General features: G+C 67.5%; 12 protein-coding genes and 3 tRNA genes. 7 read left to right on the forward strand and 8 right to left on the reverse strand.

The window, feature by feature from the left end:
* Positions 1-43: 43 nt before the first annotated feature.
* Positions 44-2,503, reverse strand: coding sequence for a ribonuclease R (rnr, locus tag ACUVWL_RS10570; RefSeq protein WP_049442198.1), 2,460 nt, complete (start codon positions 2,501-2,503; stop codon positions 44-46).
* 128 nt (positions 2,504-2,631) lie between these two features.
* Here rnr and ACUVWL_RS10575 point away from each other — a divergent pair.
* Together ACUVWL_RS10575 and ACUVWL_RS10580 are read left to right on the forward strand one after the other, a co-directional pair.
* Positions 2,632-2,716 (forward strand) — tRNA-Leu (locus ACUVWL_RS10575).
* A gap of 207 nt (positions 2,717-2,923) precedes the next feature.
* Positions 2,924-3,008, forward strand: a tRNA-Leu gene (locus tag ACUVWL_RS10580).
* Between the two features lie 56 nt (positions 3,009-3,064).
* Here ACUVWL_RS10580 and ACUVWL_RS10585 read toward each other — a convergent pair.
* Positions 3,065-3,811 (reverse strand): sulfite exporter TauE/SafE family protein, encoded by a 747-nt coding sequence (locus tag ACUVWL_RS10585; protein ID WP_014646526.1) that lies wholly within the window; start codon positions 3,809-3,811, stop codon positions 3,065-3,067.
* A gap of 98 nt (positions 3,812-3,909) precedes the next feature.
* On the opposite strand from ACUVWL_RS10585, the gene ACUVWL_RS10590 reads away from it, so the two are divergent.
* Together ACUVWL_RS10590 and ACUVWL_RS10595 are read left to right on the forward strand one after the other, a co-directional pair.
* Positions 3,910-4,809, forward strand: coding sequence for a LysR family transcriptional regulator (locus ACUVWL_RS10590; protein ID WP_014646525.1), 900 nt, complete (start codon positions 3,910-3,912; stop codon positions 4,807-4,809).
* A 50-nt stretch (positions 4,810-4,859) separates the two neighbouring features.
* A tRNA-Leu gene (locus ACUVWL_RS10595) sits at positions 4,860-4,944 on the forward strand.
* Between the two features lie 153 nt (positions 4,945-5,097).
* Here the strand turns inward: ACUVWL_RS10595 and emrB are convergent.
* Genes emrB through emrR form a run of 4 tightly spaced genes read right to left on the reverse strand, consistent with a single transcriptional unit; the run spans position 5,098 to position 9,818 of the window.
* Positions 5,098-6,684 carry a multidrug efflux MFS transporter permease subunit EmrB gene (emrB, locus tag ACUVWL_RS10600; RefSeq protein WP_445978329.1) on the reverse strand — a complete coding sequence of 529 codons (1,587 nt, stop codon included), beginning with the start codon at positions 6,682-6,684 and terminating at the stop codon, positions 5,098-5,100.
* A gap of 7 nt (positions 6,685-6,691) precedes the next feature.
* The gene (gene emrA, locus ACUVWL_RS10605; RefSeq protein ID WP_032956867.1) at positions 6,692-7,873 is read right to left on the reverse strand and encodes a multidrug efflux MFS transporter periplasmic adaptor subunit EmrA; all 1,182 of its coding nucleotides are present in this window, start codon (positions 7,871-7,873) and stop codon (positions 6,692-6,694) included.
* Positions 7,874-7,884: 11 nt separating this feature from the next.
* The gene (emrC, locus tag ACUVWL_RS10610; protein ID WP_046429738.1) at positions 7,885-9,378 is read right to left on the reverse strand and encodes a multidrug efflux transporter outer membrane subunit EmrC; all 1,494 of its coding nucleotides are present in this window, start codon (positions 9,376-9,378) and stop codon (positions 7,885-7,887) included.
* Positions 9,375-9,818 (reverse strand): multidrug efflux system transcriptional regulator EmrR, encoded by a 444-nt coding sequence (gene emrR, locus ACUVWL_RS10615; RefSeq protein ID WP_014646521.1) that lies wholly within the window; start codon positions 9,816-9,818, stop codon positions 9,375-9,377. The genes emrC and emrR overlap by 4 nt, the downstream gene beginning before the upstream one ends.
* A gap of 172 nt (positions 9,819-9,990) precedes the next feature.
* Here emrR and ACUVWL_RS10620 point away from each other — a divergent pair, with 172 nt between their 5' ends.
* Together ACUVWL_RS10620 and parC are read left to right on the forward strand one after the other, a co-directional pair.
* Positions 9,991-10,872, forward strand: a complete 882-nt coding sequence (locus tag ACUVWL_RS10620) for a helix-turn-helix domain-containing protein (RefSeq protein WP_046429737.1) — start codon at positions 9,991-9,993, stop codon at positions 10,870-10,872.
* A gap of 60 nt (positions 10,873-10,932) precedes the next feature.
* Positions 10,933-13,176: a DNA topoisomerase IV subunit A gene (parC, locus tag ACUVWL_RS10625; protein ID WP_445978330.1), complete on the forward strand. Its 2,244-nt coding sequence runs from the start codon at positions 10,933-10,935 to the stop codon at positions 13,174-13,176.
* A gap of 318 nt (positions 13,177-13,494) precedes the next feature.
* Here parC and bfr read toward each other — a convergent pair whose 3' ends face one another.
* On the reverse strand, positions 13,495-13,983 hold the full coding sequence (gene bfr, locus ACUVWL_RS10630) for a bacterioferritin (RefSeq protein WP_005408763.1): 489 nt from the start codon (positions 13,981-13,983) through the stop codon (positions 13,495-13,497).
* A gap of 123 nt (positions 13,984-14,106) precedes the next feature.
* Between bfr and ACUVWL_RS10635 the strand changes: the two genes are divergently transcribed.
* Positions 14,107-16,434 (forward strand): penicillin acylase family protein, encoded by a 2,328-nt coding sequence (locus ACUVWL_RS10635; RefSeq protein ID WP_041863208.1) that lies wholly within the window; start codon positions 14,107-14,109, stop codon positions 16,432-16,434.
* 82 nt (positions 16,435-16,516) lie between these two features.
* On the opposite strand, the gene ACUVWL_RS10640 is transcribed toward ACUVWL_RS10635, so the two are convergent.
* Entirely contained in the window at positions 16,517-17,905 is a 1,389-nt protein-coding gene (locus ACUVWL_RS10640) for a cation:proton antiporter domain-containing protein (protein WP_014646517.1), read from the reverse strand.
* Positions 17,906-17,912: the final 7 nt, after the last annotated feature.

Below are 17,912 nucleotides of genomic sequence, written 5' to 3' on the forward strand. Positions count from 1 at the left end.
CCTACCAGTTGCGGTAGGTGCCGACCGTTGGTCGGCACACCTTTCAATACTTCTTCTTGGTGCGCTTGGCCGGCTTGCCCCGCTCGGGCGGCGGCGGCAGGCCATCGCCCTCGTCCTCGCCCTTGTGCTCGACCAGGCGGAAGTCGATCTTGCGCTCTTCCATGCTGGCCTTCAGCACCAGGATCCGCACGCGGTCACCCAGCCGGTAGCTGCTGCCGCGGCGTTCGCCGGTCAGCGTTTTGCGGGTGGCGTCGAACTTGTAATAGTCCTGCGGCAGCTGGGTCACATGCACCAGGCCCTGCACCTTGGACTCGTCCAGTTCCACGAACAGGCCGAAGCTGGTCACGCCGCTGATCACGCCGTCGAACTGGCCGCCCACGTGCTTTTCCATCCACGCCGCGCGGTAACGCTCGTCGACCTCGCGCTCGGCTTCGTCGGCACGGCGCTCGCGCTCGGAACACTGCAGCGCCAGGGCCGCCATTTCGCGCGCGTTGTAGGTGAACTTGTCCAGCGGCTTGCCGGACAACGCATGCTTGATCGCACGGTGCACCAGCAGGTCGGGGTAACGGCGGATCGGCGAGGTGAAGTGCGCGTACGCCTCCAGCGCCAGGCCGAAGTGGCCGTGATTCTCCGGGCTGTAGATCGCCAGGCTCTGGCTGCGCAGCAACACCGATTCCAGCAGCGTGGCATCGGGGCGGTCGCGGATCTTCTTCAGCAGCTTGGTGTAATCGCCCGGGCGCACCTTCGACCACGGCGGCAGGCTCAGCTTGAACTCCTTGAGGAATTCCAGCAGGTCGGCGTACTTGGTTTCCGGCGGCTTCTCGTGGATGCGGTACGGCGCCGGCACATGGCGCGACAGCAGGTACCTGGCGGCCTCGACGTTGGCCGCGATCATGCACTCCTCGATCAGCTTGTGCGCGTCGTTGCGCACCAGCATGCCGGCCTGGGTCACTTCACCACGGTTGTCCAGCACGAAGCGCACTTCACTGCTTTCGAATTCGATGGCACCGCGCTTGGCGCGTGCCTTGGACAGCACCTTGTACAGCTGGTGCAGGCGCTGCACCTGCGGCAGCAGGTCGCCCATCCAGGCCTTGGTATCGGCATCGTCCTCGCCCACCGCCTTCCACACCTGGGTGTAGGTCAGGCGCGCATGCGAGTTCATCACCGCCTCGTAGAAGCGCGAATGCGTGACCAGGCCATCGCGGTCGATCTGCATGTCGCAGACAAAGCACATGCGGTCGACCTTCGGCATCAGCGAGCAGATGCCGTTGGACAGTGTCTCCGGCAGCATCGGCACCACGAAGCCCGGGAAGTACACCGACGTCGCACGCTTCTGCGCCTCTTCATCCAGCGGCGTACCAGGGCGAACGTAATTCGAGACGTCGGCAATCGCCACCACCAGGCGGAAACCCTCGGCATTCGGCTCGCAGTACACCGCGTCGTCGAAGTCCTTGGCATCCTCGCCATCGATGGTGACCAGCGGCGTGCTGCGCAGGTCGACACGGTCGCCAATCATCGCCGGCTCGACCACCAGCGGCACCGAGGCCGCTTCGTCCAGCACCTCCTGCGGGAACTCGAACGGCAGCTCGTGGCCATGGATGGCGGTCTCCACCACCAGCGACGCGGTCAGCTTGTCGCCGAGCACCGCGATGATGCGGCCGATCGGCGGGCGGCGGCTGTCCGGCGCCTGGGTCAGTTCACAGACCACCAGCTGGCCGTCGCGCGCACCACCGGTCTGGTCCGGCGGCACCTGCACGTTGCGCTGCACGCGCTTGTCGTCGGGCACCACGTAGTTGATGCCCATCTCGATGCTGAAGCGGCCGATCAGGCGGGTCATGCCGCGCTCCAGCACGCGGGCGATGCTGCCTTCGCGACGGCCACGGTGATCGATGCCGGTCACGCGGGCCAGCACCTTGTCGCCGTGCATGACCTTGCGCATTTCATAAGGCGGCAGGAACAGGTCGTCGCCGCCCTCGACCGGGCGCAGGAAGCCGAACCCTTCCGGGTTGGCGATCACCACACCAGTGACCAGGTTCAGGGTCTGGATCGGGGCGAAACCGCCGCGACGGTTCTGCACCAGCTGGCCGTCGCGGACCATCGCACCGAGCCGGCGCGACAGCGCCTCGGCCCGGTCCGGAGCGGTCAGGCCCAGGCGCGCGCCCAGTTCCTCGGCGGTCTGCGGCCCTTCGCAGCGCTCCAGCAGGGCCAGGATGGCCTCGCGGCTGGCGATGGGCTGTTCGTACTTCTCCGCTTCGCGGGCGGCATAGGGATCGTCGATCACCTTGCCGGCCGGCGGCAGCTTGCGGCCCGGGGCCGGGCCCGGTGCATCGGTACTGCGGACCTTGCGGCCGCGTGGCGGTGCACCGCCTTCATTCAATTCGGGGAACCAGCCCGGCAGCGGCTTGCCCGGCTTGGTGGTGCGGGCTGCACCCGCCTTGGCGCCCTTGTTCGGGGCCTGGCTGCGGGACTTGCTCCCGCCCTTGCTTGGTTTTTTGGTAGTCATCGCCCTACATGGTAGCCGCTGGCGGCGTGCAGAACGGGTCAGCGGTCGCCTTCAAGCGATCGCGTCAAAAATATTCAGGAAGTCGTTGACAGCCTGCGGATTCATCTTCACAATTGCGCCTCTGGAACGCCCAGGTGGCGGAATTGGTAGACGCACTAGTTTCAGGTACTAGCGGGTAAAACCGTGGAGGTTCGAGTCCTCTCCTGGGCACCAACGAAAAAACTCCTCGCTTCGGCGGGGATTTTTTTTGCCTGTGATCCGGCAGCCGGGGTCGGATTCCTTTCCAGAGGAAAGGGCTCTGGCCCCAAGCGAGTGAGATGGGGGGCAGAGCCCGTTTCGCATGCGCAACGGCAACCGACCCGGGATCAGCAAAAAGTGTTGACACCCCCGTCACGGCACCCCATAATCTCGCTCCTCGACGCCCAGGTGGCGGAATTGGTAGACGCACTAGTTTCAGGTACTAGCGGGTAAAACCGTGGAGGTTCGAGTCCTCTCCTGGGCACCACGTCGAGAATGAGAAAAACCCGCGAAAGCGGGTTTTTTCATGCCCCGGATCCGGCATCAGAACAACGGCCGCAGCACCAGTTCCAGCCCGAGCAGCAGCAGGAACCCCAGGAAGCAGGCGCGGAACACGCGGGCACTGATGCGCTGCCGGATCACCTGGCCCAGCCACATGCCCAGCAGCGCCGGCAGCACCGCCAGCGCACTCAGCCCCAGCTGCTGGATGCCGAACGCACCGTGCAGCACCAGACCGGTGGTCAGCGAAATCGTCGACACGGTGAACGCCAGCCCGAGCGCCTGCACCAGCTCCTCGCGCTGCAATCCCAGCGACTGCAGGTACGGCACCGCCGGCATCACGAACACACCCGTCGCCCCCGTCACCACGCCGGACAGCGCACCCACCAGCGGCCCCAGCCAGCGCTCGCGCCGCTGCGGCACGCGGAACACCGGCGCGAGCAACGCATAGGCGGCATAGACCACCAATGCCACGCCCAGCGCAACGCGCGACCAGGTGCGATCGACCCGCACCAGCAGTGCGGCCGAACCCAGCGTCACCACCACCACGGCAAGCATCATCGGCCACAAACGCCGCACGATGTGGCCCAGCGACGGCCCGGACAGCAGTTGCCACGCATTGGTGACGAAGGTTGGAATGAACAGCATCGACGCCGCCGCCACCGGTGACAGGGTGCTGCCCAGCAGGCCCATCGCCACCGTCGGCAACCCCATCCCTGTCACGCCCTTGACCACGCCGGCCAGCACGAACACCACCACCAGCAGCAAATAGAAGTATGTCGATTCATGCATGGCTTCATTGGACCGGGCCCTCGCCAGGCGCACAATGCGGTCTTCCCGGCCCAGCCTTCGGCTGACCCGAAGGCGCCGGATCAGCAATGAGGCACGACATGCGGATGGACATCGCCGACCTGCGCCTGTTCCTGGCAATCGCCGAAGCCGGCAGCATCACCGCCGGCGCGGCACAGGCAAACCTGGCATTGGGTTCAGCCAGCGAGCGCCTGCGCACGATCGAAGCCGATGCCGGCACCGCGCTGTTGCACCGGCACCCACGCGGCGTCAGCCTGACCGAGGCCGGCGCCGCCCTCGCCCACCACGCACGCCTGATCCTGCAGCAGCAGGCACAGCTGCGTGGCGAACTACAGGCGTTCGCGCAGGGTGCGCGCGGCACCCTGCACCTGTATGCCAACACCGCCGCGCTGACCAACTACCTGCCCTCGCGGCTCGCGCCGTGGCTGGCCGGACGCCCACGCCTGCATGTGGAACTGCTGGAGCGCACCAGCCCCGAAGTCGTACGCGCGATCAGTGCCGGCCAGGCCGAAGCCGGCATCATCAGCGATGCGGTCGACGCTGCCGGCCTGCAGCAGCATGTGGTCGCCGAAGATCCCCTGGTGATGCTGCTGCCGGCCGACCACCGCTTCGCGACCCGGCGCAGCCTGGCTTTTGCCGAGGCTGCCGGAGAGACCTTCGTTGCCCTGGCCGACGGCAATGCACTGCAGACCTACATCGAGGACCAGGCGCGCGACATCGGGCGCCGCCTGGATGTACGCATCCGCATGAAGACCTTCGAAGGCGTGTGCATCATGGTCGGCCACGGCATCGGCGTCGGCATCGTGCCGCGGACCATCGCGCGCCAGCATCGGCGCAGCACGCACACCGTCGCCGTACCGCTCGCCGATGCGTGGGCGCAACGACGCCTGTGCGCGTGCTTTGCCGAGTGGACACGACTGTCATCGGCGATGCGCAGCCTGCTGCATCACCTGGGCGTGCAGCCCCAGAAAAAAGTGTGAAATGTTGTTGACACATCTTCTGTCGCTCCCCATAATTCATCTCCTGAGTCGCCCAGGTGGCGGAATTGGTAGACGCACTAGTTTCAGGTACTAGCGGGTAAAACCGTGGAGGTTCGAGTCCTCTCCTGGGCACCACGACTCAAGATGATCAAACCCGCGAAAGCGGGTTTTTTCGTTTCCGGGGTCTGGGAATTCACGCCCCGAGATCCATCCATGCGTGGCGTGGATCCATCAAAAGAAAAACCCCGCCTTGCGGCGGGGTTTCTGCGTTTCAACAGCAATGAACGGTCAGTGCCCGCCGCCGGCGGCAGCACCTGCACCCGCGCCGAACGGCGGCTTGGCCAGCCACAGGAACGTGATGATCGCCAGGAAGATCCAGCCCAGCAGGAAGAAGATGTCGTTGAAGCCCATCTGCGATGCCTGGTGGTTGATCATGTTGTTCAGTACCGCTGCACCGTGTTGCAGGTCGCCCTGCCCCATCGCCGTCACCTGGTCCTGCATGCCGGGCTGATAGGCCGAGATGTGCTCGGTCAGGTCGGCATGGTGCACCTGGGTACGCCGCGCCCACAGCCACGTCGTCAGTGACGCCGCGAAGCTGCCACCCAGCGTACGCAGGAACGTGGCCAGGCCGGAGCCCGCCGCGATCTCGCGCCCATCCAGGTCCGACAGCAGGATCTGCAGCACCGGCATGAAGAACAGCGCGACGCCGATGCCCATGATCAGCTGCACGCCGGCCACGTGCATGTAGTCCACCTGCTGGTTGAAGTTCGAACGCAGGAAGCTGGTCATCGACAGCACGATGAAGGCCACCGTGGCCAGCATGCGCATGTCGAAGCGCGATGCGTACTTGCCGACGAATGGCGTCATGATCACCGGCAGGATGCCGATCGGCGCGGTCGCCAGGCCTGCCCAGATCGCGGTGTAGCCCATGTCACGCTGCAGCCACTGCGGGATCAGCAGCGCCACGCTGAAGAACGCCGCGTAGGCCACCACCATCGCCAGCGTGCCGGCGCGGAAGTTGCGGTGCCGGAACAGCTTCAGGTCGACGATCGGATCCTTGTCGGTCAGCTCCCAGATCAGGAACACCGTCAGCGTCACCACCGCCACGCAGGCCAGCACCACGATCTTCATCGACGAGAACCAGTCCTCGTCGTTGCCCAGGTCGAGCACCAGCTGCAGGGCACCGACACCGATCACCAGGGTGACCAGGCCGACGTAGTCCATCTTCGGCTTCTCGATCTGCTCCGGGCGTCCCTTCAGCTGGTTGCCCACCACCAGCGCGGCGAAGATGCCCAGTGGCACGTTGATCAGGAAGATCCATTCCCAGCTGTAGTTGTCGGTGATCCAACCACCGAGGATCGGACCGCAGATGGGCGCCACCACCGTGATCATCGCCAGCAGCGCCAATGCCTGTCCGCGTTTCTCGCGCGGATAGATCGAGACCAGCAGCGACTGGGTGATCGGGTACATCGGGCCGGCCACGAAACCCTGCAGCGCACGCGACAGCACCAGCATGCCCATGCTCTGCGCCAGGCCGCACAGCAGCGAGGTGATGACGAAGGCCAGCGTGGCCCAGACGAACAGCTTGCGCTCGCCGAAGCGACGGCTGAGCCAGCCGGTCAGCGGCAGCGCGATGGCCGTGCTGACCGCGAACGAAGTGATGACCCAGGTCGCCTGCTGCGAGCTGGCGCCGAGATTACCGGCGATGGTCGGCAGTGAAACGTTGGCGATGGTGGTGTCGAGCACCTGCATGAACGACGCCATCGCCAGGCCCACGGTGCACAGGGCGACGCTGGGTGGCAGGAACCCGGAGGCCGCACCCGGCGCCGCCGGTGCACCCGGAGCGCCGGGTGCGGCTGGAGCTTGTGCGGACATGGCGACCTCAGCCCACCTTTGCCTGTTGCTGCGGCAGGTTGCCCTGGATGATCGTGTGGATCACCTCATCGGCATCATGCAGCTGCTTGGCATATACGTCGGTGTCGAACACGGTGCCCTTGGCCGGGGTGCTCGGCAGTACTTCACCCTTCTGGTCGCGCAGGCTCACTTCGGCCTTCATCGACAGGCCGATGCGCAGCGGGTGTTCGGCCAGCTGCTTGGCATCGATGGCGATGCGCACCGGCACGCGCTGCACGATCTTGATCCAGTTGCCGCTGGCGTTCTGCGCCGGCAACAGCGAGAACGCCGAGCCGGTACCCAGGCCCAGGCTCTGGATGCGGCCCTTGTACTTCACGTCACCGGCATACAGGTCCGACTTCAGCTCCACTTCCTGGCCCAGGCGCATATGGCGCAGCTGGGTTTCCTTGAAGTTGGCCTCGACCCACATCTGCTCGGTCGGCACCACGGCCATCAGTGCATTGCCCGGCTGCACGCGCTGGCCCACCTGCACCGAACGACGGGCAACGTAGCCGGTGACCGGCGCGACGATGCCGGCGCGGGCGTTGTTGAGGAAGGCCTGGCGCAGCTGCGCGGCGGCGGCCTGCACGTCCGGCTGGGTGGCGATCACGGTGTCGTCGACCAGCGCGCGGTTGCGCTCGACGGTCTCGCGCGAACCGGCAACGGCCGCTTCGGCCGCAGCCAGCTCGTCGCGGGCGTGGGCCAGTTCTTCGTTGGAAATGGCGCCAGTGGCGGCCAGATCCTTGCGGCGGGCGAAGTCCTCGCGCACGCGCTTCAGGGTCACCTGGCGGGCGTTCAGGTCCGCCTGCGCGCCTTCCACGCTGCGGTACAGGCCACGGGTCTGGCGCACGGTCTTGGCCAGGTTGGCTTCGGCCTGCTGCAGCGCCACCGAAGTGTCGGACGGGTCCAGCTGCACCAGCAGCTGGCCGCGCTCCACGCGCATGCCGTCATCGGCATTGATGGCGACCACGGTACCGGCCACCAGCGGGGTGATCTGCACCTGGTTGCCCTGCACGTAGGCATCGTCGGTCTCTTCGAACCAACGGCCGAACATGAAGTACCACAGCGCCAGGGCGGCAAGCAGCAGCACGACGATCACGAACAGGCCGCGCAGCAGGTTGCCGCGGCGGTTGGGGGCGGCCGGGGCCGCGGTGTCTTGGGTCTGGCTCATGGCGGGCGTCTTCAGGAATGCGAGGAATCGGAATGGGAGGCGATCGGTGCGCGGTCGGTGTCGGCGGGCTGGAAACCACCGCCCAGCGCCTTGCTCAGGCGCACCGAGGTCTGCACCTGCTGCGACTGCAGGCCGGCCAGCTGCTGCTGCGACTGCAGCAGGGTGGACTGCGCGGTCAGCACGTCCAGGTAGCTGCCGATGCCGGCGCGGTAGCGCTGCTGGGCCAGGTCGAAGGCCGAGCGTGCGGTGTCCACTGCCTGCTGCTGCGCGTGCGCCTGCTGCGCCAGCGAGCGCACCGCGTTGACCTGGTCGGCGACGTCGCGCAGTGCATCGAGCACGGCCTGGTTGTAGTTGGCCACCGCCAGGTCGTACTGCGCGTCGGTGTTGGCCAGGTTGGCGCGCAGCTTGCCGCCTTCGAAGATCGGCAGGCTCAACGCCGGGCCGATGTAGGCGAAGGTCGAGCTGCTCTTCAGCAGGTCACCCACGTTCGGGGCGACCACGCCGGCCAGCGCGGTCAGGTTGAAGCTCGGGTAGAACTTGGTCTTGGCGACCTTGATCTGCTTGTCGGCCGCTTCCACGCGCCAGCGCGCAGCCACGATGTCGGGGCGACGGCCGAGCAGTTCGCTGGGCAGTACGCCCGGCAGCTGCAGTGCCATCGGGTTCAACGGCTGCGGGCGCTGGATCGACAGGCCACGGTCCGGCCCCTTGCCGACCAGTGCAGCCAGCGCGGTGCGGGCGGCGTCGATGCGCTGCTGCGCGGCCAGCACCTGCTGCTGCGCGGCCGGCACGCGGGCCTCGGCCTGGCGCACCTGCAGATCGCTGTCGATGCCGGCGCTGCGGCGCTGGCGGGTCAGCTGCAGCGATTTCTGCGAGCGGGTCAGTTCTTCCTCGGCCACGTCGTTGAGCTGCCACGCGTAGGCCAGGTCGGCATAGGCCTGGGCAATGCCGGTGGACAGGTTCAGGCGTGCGGCCTGGGCTTCAACGGTGGCGGCATGCGCGCCATCCACGGCGGCTTCCCAGGCAGCGCGCTTGCCGCCCCACAGGTCCACGCCGTAGCTGAAATCGAAGGCGACCTGGCTGCTGCCGCCATAGCGGCCGCCCATCTCGCTGCCGACCATCGACTCGGGCAGGCGCAGGCCGGTGTAGCCACCGGACACCGACAGGCTGGGCAGTTCGTCGGCGCGCGCGGTACCGACCTGGGCCTGGGCCTGGCGCAGGCGCGCGTCGGCGGCGTCCAGGCTCGGATGACCGGCCAGGCCTTCGGCGACCAGTGCGTCCAGCTGCGCATCGCCCAGTGCCTTCCACCAGTCCTGCGCCGGGAAGCCGGCGGCGCTCAGGTCGGTGTCAGCCAGGGTGCGTTCGCTGTGCAGGCTGTCCACGTCAAGCACGTGGCCCTGCGGGTTGAGGCCACGACTGCTGGCGCAGGCGGCCAGGGCCAGCGCCAGCGCTGACACCAGCAGCGCGCGCCCGGACCGGCGGAGAGTGGAATGCGGGATCGGGTTCATGGGGTCGTCAGTGAATCGCGGATTCGGGTAAGGAGGGACAGCAGCAGCGTGCGCTCGTCGGCGGAAAGATCACGCAGCGCGTAATCCATCACCGCGTCGCCGCGCAGCTTCAGCCGCGCCCACAACGCACGGCCTTCGTCGGTCAGCACGATCTGCAGTGCCCGCCGGTCCTGCGCATGCGCCTCGCGGCGGACGCAGCCCAGCGCCTCCAGCTTGTCCAGCAGGCGGGTGACCGCGCTGGGCACCTGGTCGATGGCCTGGGCCAGTTCGTTGGCGGTGCAGGGCGCCATGTGGGAAAGCACCTTCAACCCGATGTAATGGGTGAAGCCGATTCCCAGATCTTCTTCCGCCATGGACGCGTCGAGTTGGCGCACCAGGCCGTCGCGCACCTGGCGCAGCAGCAGGCCGAAGCTGGGGGGAGTGGTTGCAGGACAGATCATGGGGGAGCATTCTCTTCCAAAAAAAATATTTCTCAATGGAAATATTCGATCTGGCATCGAATGCTGTGTTGCAGCAGCGGGCTCGATCAGTGAAGGCGCCTACCTTAATGATCTGGTCAGGTGGCCCGGTAGTACAATCCAGCCAATGGATGTCACATTTCAGCCAGCGGACATGATGAACAAGGCAGAAATTCAGGTTCCCAAACGCCTACTCAGAGATGAGGCACTGGACTGGTTCGAGCGCAACGACGGCCCGCCGGTCATCGCCTTCCGCTTCGACAGCCAGCAGGGCCTGGCCCGCGAGGTCGACTGGCACCACCACCAGCGTGCCCAGTTGATCTGCGTCGAACGCGGCCTGCTGACCACCCGCACCTCGCATGGCACGTGGTCGCTGGCGCCGGGCTCGGCCGGCTGGATGCCGCCGCTGGAACCGCACACCGTCACCCTCGACGGCCCGTTGCGCGGCTGGGGCATGGCACTGGCTGCACCGGCCTGCGCCACCCTGCCCGCCGACCCCTGCGTGCTGGGCCTGTCCAAGCTGGCGCAGGCGCTGGCCGACCGCATCTGCGAATGGCCGCTCGGCCATGACACCACGCCCGAGCGCCAGCACATCATCGACGTGCTGCTGGACGAGATCCGCACCGCGCCGCGCCAGCGCATGCACCTGCCGATGCCGCACGACCGGCGCCTGCTGAAGATCGCCTCGCAGTTGCTGGCCGACCCCTCCGACGAACGCAGCCTGGCCGAATGGGCGCATTGGGCCGGTCTGTCACCGCGCAGCCTGACCCGTCACTTCCGCGACGAGACCACGCTCAGCTTCGCCCAGTGGCGGCAGCAGGCGCGCCTGTCAGAGGCCCTGCGCCAGCTGACCGACGGCCGCAGCGTGGCCGACATCGCCCACGCGCTGGGCTTCAGCAGCGCCAGCGCGTTCGTTACCGTGTTCCGCCGCCACTTCGGGCTGCCGCCCGGTCGCTACCTGGCACGGGCCGGGCACGGCCTGGAAACCGGGCTGGACCCTGCGCGCGGCTTGGCATCCCCCGCCGCATCCGGATAATCACAGGATTGCGAGCGGCGACCGCCGTCGCCGCCTCCCGACAACAGGTAACAACGCCGCATGACCGAACTTGCCCGCCCCGTGTTCCACGGATTCGAACAACTGCCGCTGCGCGAGTACGCCGAACGCGCCTACCTCGACTACTCGATGTATGTGGTCCTGGACCGCGCCCTGCCGTTCATCGGCGACGGCCTGAAGCCGGTGCAGCGCCGCATCATCTATTCGATGAGCGAGCTGGGCCTGAATGCCGCGTCCAAACCGAAGAAGTCCGCGCGCACTGTCGGTGACGTCATCGGTAAGTACCACCCGCACGGCGACAGCGCGTGCTACGAGGCCCTGGTGCTGATGGCACAGCCGTTCTCGTACCGCTATCCGCTGATCGAGGGCCAGGGCAACTTCGGCTCCAGCGACGACCCGAAGTCGTTCGCGGCGATGCGTTACACCGAATCCAAGCTGACCCCGATCGCCGAAGTGCTGCTGGGCGAACTGGGCCAGGGCACCACCGACTGGGCACCGAACTTCGACGGCACCCTGCAGGAGCCGACCTGGATGCCGGCACGGCTGCCGCACCTGCTGCTCAACGGCACCACCGGCATCGCCGTGGGCATGGCCACCGACGTGCCGCCGCACAATCTCAACGAGATCGTCAGCGCACTGCTGCACCTGCTGGACCACCCCGATGCCAGCGTGCGCGACCTGTGCGAGCACGTGCAGGGTCCGGACTATCCGTCCAGCGCCGAGATCATCACCTCGGCCAACGACCTGCGGAACATCTACGAGACCGGCAACGGCAGCGTGCGTGCACGTGCGACCTTCACCAAGGAGGCCAGCAACATCGTGGTGACGGCGCTGCCGTTCCAGGTGTCGCCGTCGAAGGTGATCGAGCAGATCGCCGCGCAGATGCGCGCCAAGAAGCTGCCGTGGCTGGAAGACATCCGCGATGAATCCGACCACGCCAACCCGGTGCGCGTGGTGCTGGTGCCACGTTCCAACCGCGTCGACGCGGACCAGCTGATGGGCCACCTGTTCGCGACCACGGACCTGGAGCGCAGCTACCGCGTCAACCTCAACGTGATCGGGCTGGACGGCCGTCCGCAGGTGAAGAACCTGAAGATGCTGCTCAGCGAATGGCTGACCTTCCGCAGCAACACCGTCACCCGCCGCCTGCAGCACCGCCTGCAGAAGGTCGAGCGCCGCCTGCACCTGCTGGAAGGCCTGCTGGTCGCCTTCCTCAACCTGGACGAGGTGATCCACATCATCCGTACCGAGGACGAACCGAAGGCCGCGCTGATCTCGCGCTTCGGCCTGTCCGAGGAACAGGCCGAGTACATCCTGGAAACCAAGCTGAAGCAGCTGGCCCGCCTGGAAGAGATGAAGATCCGTGGCGAGCAGGACGAGCTGGCCAAGGAGCGCGAGAAGATCCTCGGCATCCTCGACAGCAAGGCCAAGCTGAAGAAGCTGATCCGCGACGAACTGACCGCCGACGCCAGGAAGTTCGGCGACGCACGCCGCTCGCCGCTGGTGCAGCGCCAGGCCGCGCAGGCCATCGACGAGACCGAGCTGGTGCCGAGCGAGCCGATGACCGTGGTGCTGTCGGAGAAGGGCTGGATCCGAGCGGCCAAGGGCCACGACGTCGATGCGTCCGCCCTGTCCTACCGCGATGGCGACGCCCTGCAGGGCGCAGTGCGTGCGCGCAGCACCCAGCAGGTCGCGTTCCTCGACAGCGAGGGCCGCGCCTACTCGACGCCGGTGCACACCCTGCCCTCCGCGCGTGGCAATGGCGAACCGCTGACCGGCCGCTTCTCGCCGGCAGCGGGTACCAGCTTCGTGACCCTGGCCAGTGCCGAGCCGGATGCCCGCTTCGTGCTGGCCTCCAGCCACGGCTACGGCTTCGTCACCCGCTTCGAGAACCTGATCGGTCGCAACAAGGCCGGCAAGGCGATGCTGAACCTGTCGTCCGGCTCGTCGGTGCTCACCCCGTCGATGGTCGCCAACGTGGCCACCGACCGCATCGTGGCGGTGACCAGTTCCGGCAACCTGCTGGCGATCGCCGCCAACGACCTGCCGGAACTGGACAAGGGCAAGGGCAACAAGATCATCGAGATCCCGAAGGCCAAGCTCGCCACCGAACGCGTGGTCGCCATCGTGGCGATCAGCCCGGGGCAGACCCTGCAGGTGCGCAGCGGCCAGCGCACCATGGGCCTGAAGTTCAACGAGCTCGACGCCTACCTCGGCGCCCGTGCCACCCGCGGCCACCTGCTGCCGCGCGGCTGGCAGAAGGTGGAAGGGCTGTCGGTGGAATAAGAGGTACGGGGGTCGGATCCCTTTCCATGGGAAAGGGCTCTGACCCCAGGCACGAAAAAGCCGGGGCATTCCCCGGCTTTTTCGTTGTCGGCTGGCGGGCGGTGGAGCGGCTGGCGGGCGAAGGCTGGCTGGCGGTGCTCCGGTGCTGGCGGGCGACAGAACGCTGTGCTGCTGGTGGAGCCGACCGCTGGTCGGCTGCTTTTGGCTCCTGGTGGAGCCGACCGCTGGTCGGCTGCTTTCTGCAGAGCAGCCGACCAGCGGTCGGCTCTACCGGAAGGCAGCCGAGCATTGGCTCGGCTCTACAAAAACGATGCCCGCTCAGTGCGCCGGGGCGCCGTTGCCGTCGATCTTGCTCAGCTGGTACAGCTCCAGGCCGATGCGCTTGATCAGGCCCAGCTGCTGCTCCAGCCACCAGGCGTGGTCTTCCTCGGTGTCCTTCAGCTGCGCCAGCAGGATGTCGCGGCTCACGTAATCGCCCTTCTCCTCGCACAGCTTCATGCCGGCGGCGAGATTGTTCCGAACGGCGTATTCAGTATCGAGATCCTTCTGCAGCATCTCCTCCACGGTCTTGCCCGGCTCGGTGGCATGCGGGCGCATGTCCGGGTCGCCACCCAGGAACAGGATCCGGCGCAGCAGCGCATCGGCATGCTGGGTTTCCTCTTCCATCTCGTGGTTCAGGCGCTCGTACAGCGCGAACAGGCCCTGGTCCTCGTAGCGGCGGGAATGGATGAAGTACTGGTCGCGCGCAGCAAGCTCGCCGCGCAGCAGTTCCTTCAGGCAGGCGATGACGTCCGGGTTGCCTTTCATGGGGGGCTCCTGTGAATCGATGCGGCATAGGGTGCCGCATTTCAAAATACGGTGATCTAATCGGAATCAGTCGCAGTTGCGCCTGCGGCTACAATCGGCCCACGAGTTCGGAAAGGACGTGCGATGCGACGTACATGGCGTTGGGTGCTGGGCGTGTTGATCGCCATCGTGCTGGTCACCGCACTGGTGCTGTGGCTGCTGCTGCGCGGCAGCCTGGCCGACCTGGACGGCGAGCATGCGCTGCCGGGGCTGGCCAAGCCGGTCACCATCGAGCGCGATGGGCTGGGCGTGGTCACCATCACTGCCGGCAGCCAGGCCGACGCGATGCGTGCGCTCGGCCGCGTACACGCGCAGGAACGTTATTTCGAGATGGACCTGATGCGCCGCAGTGCCGCTGGCGAGCTGTCGGCGCTGTTCGGGCCGAAGGCCATCGACGCCGACAAGCGCATGCGCGTGCACCGGCTGCGTGCACGCACCGAGGCGAATCTGCAGGCCGCACTGGGCGACAACGGCACGGCCGTGCGCGCCTACGTGGATGGCGTCAACGAAGGCCTGGCCGATCTCTCCGTGCGCCCGTGGGCCTACCTGCTGCTGCGGCAATCACCACAACCGTGGCAGGCCAGCGACAGCGTGCTGACCGGGCTGGCCATGTATGCCGACCTGCAGGACCCCGGCAACCAGACCGAGCTTGCGCTCAGCCGCATCCGCGCAGTGGTGCCGCCGGCGCTGTACGCGCTGATCGCCCATGACGGCACCGAATGGGATGCGCCGCTGTTTGGCGAACCCACCGGCAACGCCGCCCTGCCCGATGCCAGCCAGCTGGACCTGCGCACATTGAAGGGAAAAACGGGCACTGAGCAGGAAGAGGGCGACGTCATCGGCAGCAACAACTTCGCGGTGGCCGGCGCGCTTACCGCCGACGGCCGCGCCATCGTTGCCGACGACATGCACCTGGGCCTGCGTGCACCCGGCCTGTGGTTCCGCGTGCGCCTGCGCTACCCCGACCCGCAGGCCGCCGGCGGCCAGGTCGATGTCACCGGCTTCTCCCTGCCGGGCCTGCCGGCGGTGATCGTCGGCAGCAACGGGCACGTCGCCTGGGGCTTCACCAACAGCTACATCGACACGGCGGACTATCGCACGGAACCGGCCAGCGCCGCCGTGACCGTGCACGAAGAGCGCATCGCCGTGGCCGGCCAGGCCGACGTGCTGTTCGCGGTGCGCGAAACCGACTGGGGGCCGATCCTGCATACCCATGCCGATGGCAGTGGCGACGCCCTGCGCTGGGTCGCACACCTGCCCGGTGCCGTACGCCTGGATTTCGCTGACCTGGCCCGCGCCGGTGACCTCGACGGTGCACTGCACTTCGCCGACCGTGCCGGCATCCCCGCACAGAACCTGGTGGTCGGTGATCGCAGCGGGCGCATTGCCTGGCGCCTGATCGGCGCTCGCCCGGACCGCGGCCCCGGCTGTGCACCGGCCGGCTTCAATGCCGCCAGCAACCAGGGCTGCGCGCCGTGGCCGATCCGCAGCGATGCCTCGCCGGCATTGATCGATCCCCCCAACCATCGCCTGTGGACCGCCAATGGACGCGTCCTCGACGGCGAGGCACTCGCCAGCGTCGGCAACGGCGGCTATGACCTGGGTGCGCGGGCGCGGCAGATCCGCGACCTGCTGGCAATCCAGGAGCGCTTCGACGAGCACGACCTGCTGGCGATCCAGCTCGACGACCGCGCGGTGTTCCTGCAGCGCTGGTGGGCTCTGCTGCACGACGTCATCGAACGCAGTGACGACCCTGCGCTGAAGCGTTTGAAGGAGGCCAGCCATCAATGGGGCGGGCGCGCCTCGGCCAGTTCGGTCAGCTACCGGGTGGTGCGTGAATTCCGCACGCAGGTCATGGCCACGCTGTCCGATGCACTGCTGGCCCCGGCCAACGCGCAGCTGGGCGATGCCTACCTGGACCCACGCCTGGCACAGCTGGAAGGCGTGGCCTGGCCGATGCTGGAACAGCGCCCGGCCAACCTGCTGCCACCGGCCTTCGACAGCTGGGATGCGCTGCTGATCGACGCCGCCCGCCGTACCGAGGGTGAGCTGGCCAAGCAGGGGCCGCTGGCCAAGCGCAGCTGGGGTGAACGCAATACCGCGGCGATCTGCCACCCCATCGCACGGGCGCTGCCGGACATCGCCAAGCGCTGGCTGTGCATGCCCGCCGACCGCCTGCCCGGCGACCGGGACATGCCGCGCGTGCAGACGCCGAACTTCGGCGCCTCCGAGCGCATGGTGGTCTCGCCCGGCCACGAGGCCGACGGCATCGTGCACATGCCCGGCGGCCAGAGCGGCCATCCGCTGTCACCGTACTGGGGTGCCGGCCACGAGGACTGGGTGCATGGGCGCCCGACACCGTTCCTGCCGGGCAAGACGCAGCACGTGATGACACTGGTGCCAGCGCGGTAGTGCCGGCCGCTGGCCGGCATCCATGCAGGTGTGTCCAGCATCATCAGGTTGCCGGCCAGCGGCCGGCACTACCGTTCAACGCTCAGGCCCTGCGCCGTTCGATCAGGTTCAGCAGCGGCCCGGTCATCGCCGTGGTCACCAGTGCCATGATCACCAGCACCGCGAACAGGCGGTCACCGAGCAGGCCCAGCTCATACCCCAGGTTGAGCACGATCAGCTCCATCAGGCCGCGGGTGTTCATCAGCGCGCCCAGCCGCCACGCTTCGCGCGTGGGCATGCCGGCACTGCGCGCGGCACTGAAGGTGCCCAGCAGCTTGCCCGTCGTGGCCACCGCGATCACCACCACGCACAGCACGATGTCGCTGGCCTGCAGCGCATCGGCGCGCATGCGCAGCCCGGTCATGGCGAAGAACAACGGCAGCAGCAGCGTGACCGCGAACGGCTCGACACGGGCCATCAGCAGGTCACGCAGCTGCGCGTTGGACGATACCGCGACACCCGCAGCGAACGCGCCGAACAGCGCGTGGATGCCCAGCATCTCGGTGACCAGCGCACTGCCCAGCGACAGCAGCAGGATGCCGAGCAGCCAGCGCCCCTCACGGCCCGGCGCAATCTGCCGGCGCGCGAACCACGGCTTCACCAGCCCCAGCATCAGCGCCACGAACGCGACCACGCACACCAGGTTGAGGCTGGCCGGCAACCAGCCGCTGGCCTGGGCGGCAGCCACGATCAGCGCCAGCAGGCACCACGCGGTGGCATCGCCCAAGGCAGCGCAGGCGATCGCGGTCTGCCCCAGCGGCGTCTGTGTGATCCCGCGGTCGGCCAGGATGCGCAGCAGCACGGGGAAGGCCGTGATGCTCATCGAGATGCCTACGAAAAGTGCGAATGCGGTGAAGCCCACACCCTGTGGGCCATGCTGCGGATACAGCCAGATCGCCAAGGCGACGCCGAGCACGAACGGCACTGCAATGCCGGCATGGCTGACGGTAAAGGCGAAACGCCGACGGCCACGCAGCGCCGCCAGGTCCAGTTCGGCACCGGCCACCAGCAGGAACATCAGCACGCCCAGCTGGCTGAGCATGCCCAGCGGGCCCAGCGAACTGGCCGGGAACAGCGCACCATGCAGCTGCGGCAGCAGGCTGCCAAGCACCAGCGGCCCCATCATCAGGCCAGCGGCCATTTCGCCGATCACCGCCGGCTGTCCCATGCGCTTGAGCAGCGCCCCCGCGCCCTTGGCCACCAGCAGCAGTACCAGCAGCTGCAGCAGGAACAGGCCCAGCGGAGACGCCAGATGCTGCACCCAGCCGCCTTCGGCGGCGACGGAGGCACGGGCAACCGCCTCGGGCGCCGCCGGCCCGGCATACCGCGCCAGCAGCACGCCAGCCAGCAACGGAACCCCGGCCCACGCCAGGTAGCGCCATCCCCATTTCGTGGGCGGCGCGTTGCCGCCTGCCTGTACGTCCATGAACATTCCCCAA

This window comes from Stenotrophomonas muris, assembly GCF_052751275.1.

What these genes read in the sequence shown, in the direction of transcription:
- rnr (WP_049442198.1), bottom strand. Translation starts at nt 2,503, where the DNA reads ATGACTACCAAAAAACCAAGCAAGGGCGGGAGCAAGTCCCGCAGCCAG.
- ACUVWL_RS10585 (WP_014646526.1), bottom strand. Translation starts at nt 3,811, where the DNA reads ATGCATGAATCGACATACTTCTATTTGCTGCTGGTGGTGGTGTTCGTG.
- ACUVWL_RS10590 (WP_014646525.1), top strand. Translation starts at nt 3,910, where the DNA reads ATGCGGATGGACATCGCCGACCTGCGCCTGTTCCTGGCAATCGCCGAA.
- emrB (WP_445978329.1), bottom strand. Translation starts at nt 6,684, where the DNA reads ATGTCCGCACAAGCTCCAGCCGCACCCGGCGCTCCGGGTGCACCGGCG.
- emrA (WP_032956867.1), bottom strand. Translation starts at nt 7,873, where the DNA reads ATGAGCCAGACCCAAGACACCGCGGCCCCGGCCGCCCCCAACCGCCGC.
- emrC (WP_046429738.1), bottom strand. Translation starts at nt 9,378, where the DNA reads ATGAACCCGATCCCGCATTCCACTCTCCGCCGGTCCGGGCGCGCGCTG.
- emrR (WP_014646521.1), bottom strand. Translation starts at nt 9,818, where the DNA reads ATGATCTGTCCTGCAACCACTCCCCCCAGCTTCGGCCTGCTGCTGCGC.
- ACUVWL_RS10620 (WP_046429737.1), top strand. Translation starts at nt 9,991, where the DNA reads ATGATGAACAAGGCAGAAATTCAGGTTCCCAAACGCCTACTCAGAGAT.
- parC (WP_445978330.1), top strand. Translation starts at nt 10,933, where the DNA reads ATGACCGAACTTGCCCGCCCCGTGTTCCACGGATTCGAACAACTGCCG.
- bfr (WP_005408763.1), bottom strand. Translation starts at nt 13,983, where the DNA reads ATGAAAGGCAACCCGGACGTCATCGCCTGCCTGAAGGAACTGCTGCGC.
- ACUVWL_RS10635 (WP_041863208.1), top strand. Translation starts at nt 14,107, where the DNA reads ATGCGACGTACATGGCGTTGGGTGCTGGGCGTGTTGATCGCCATCGTG.
- ACUVWL_RS10640 (WP_014646517.1), bottom strand. Translation starts at nt 17,905, where the DNA reads ATGTTCATGGACGTACAGGCAGGCGGCAACGCGCCGCCCACGAAATGG.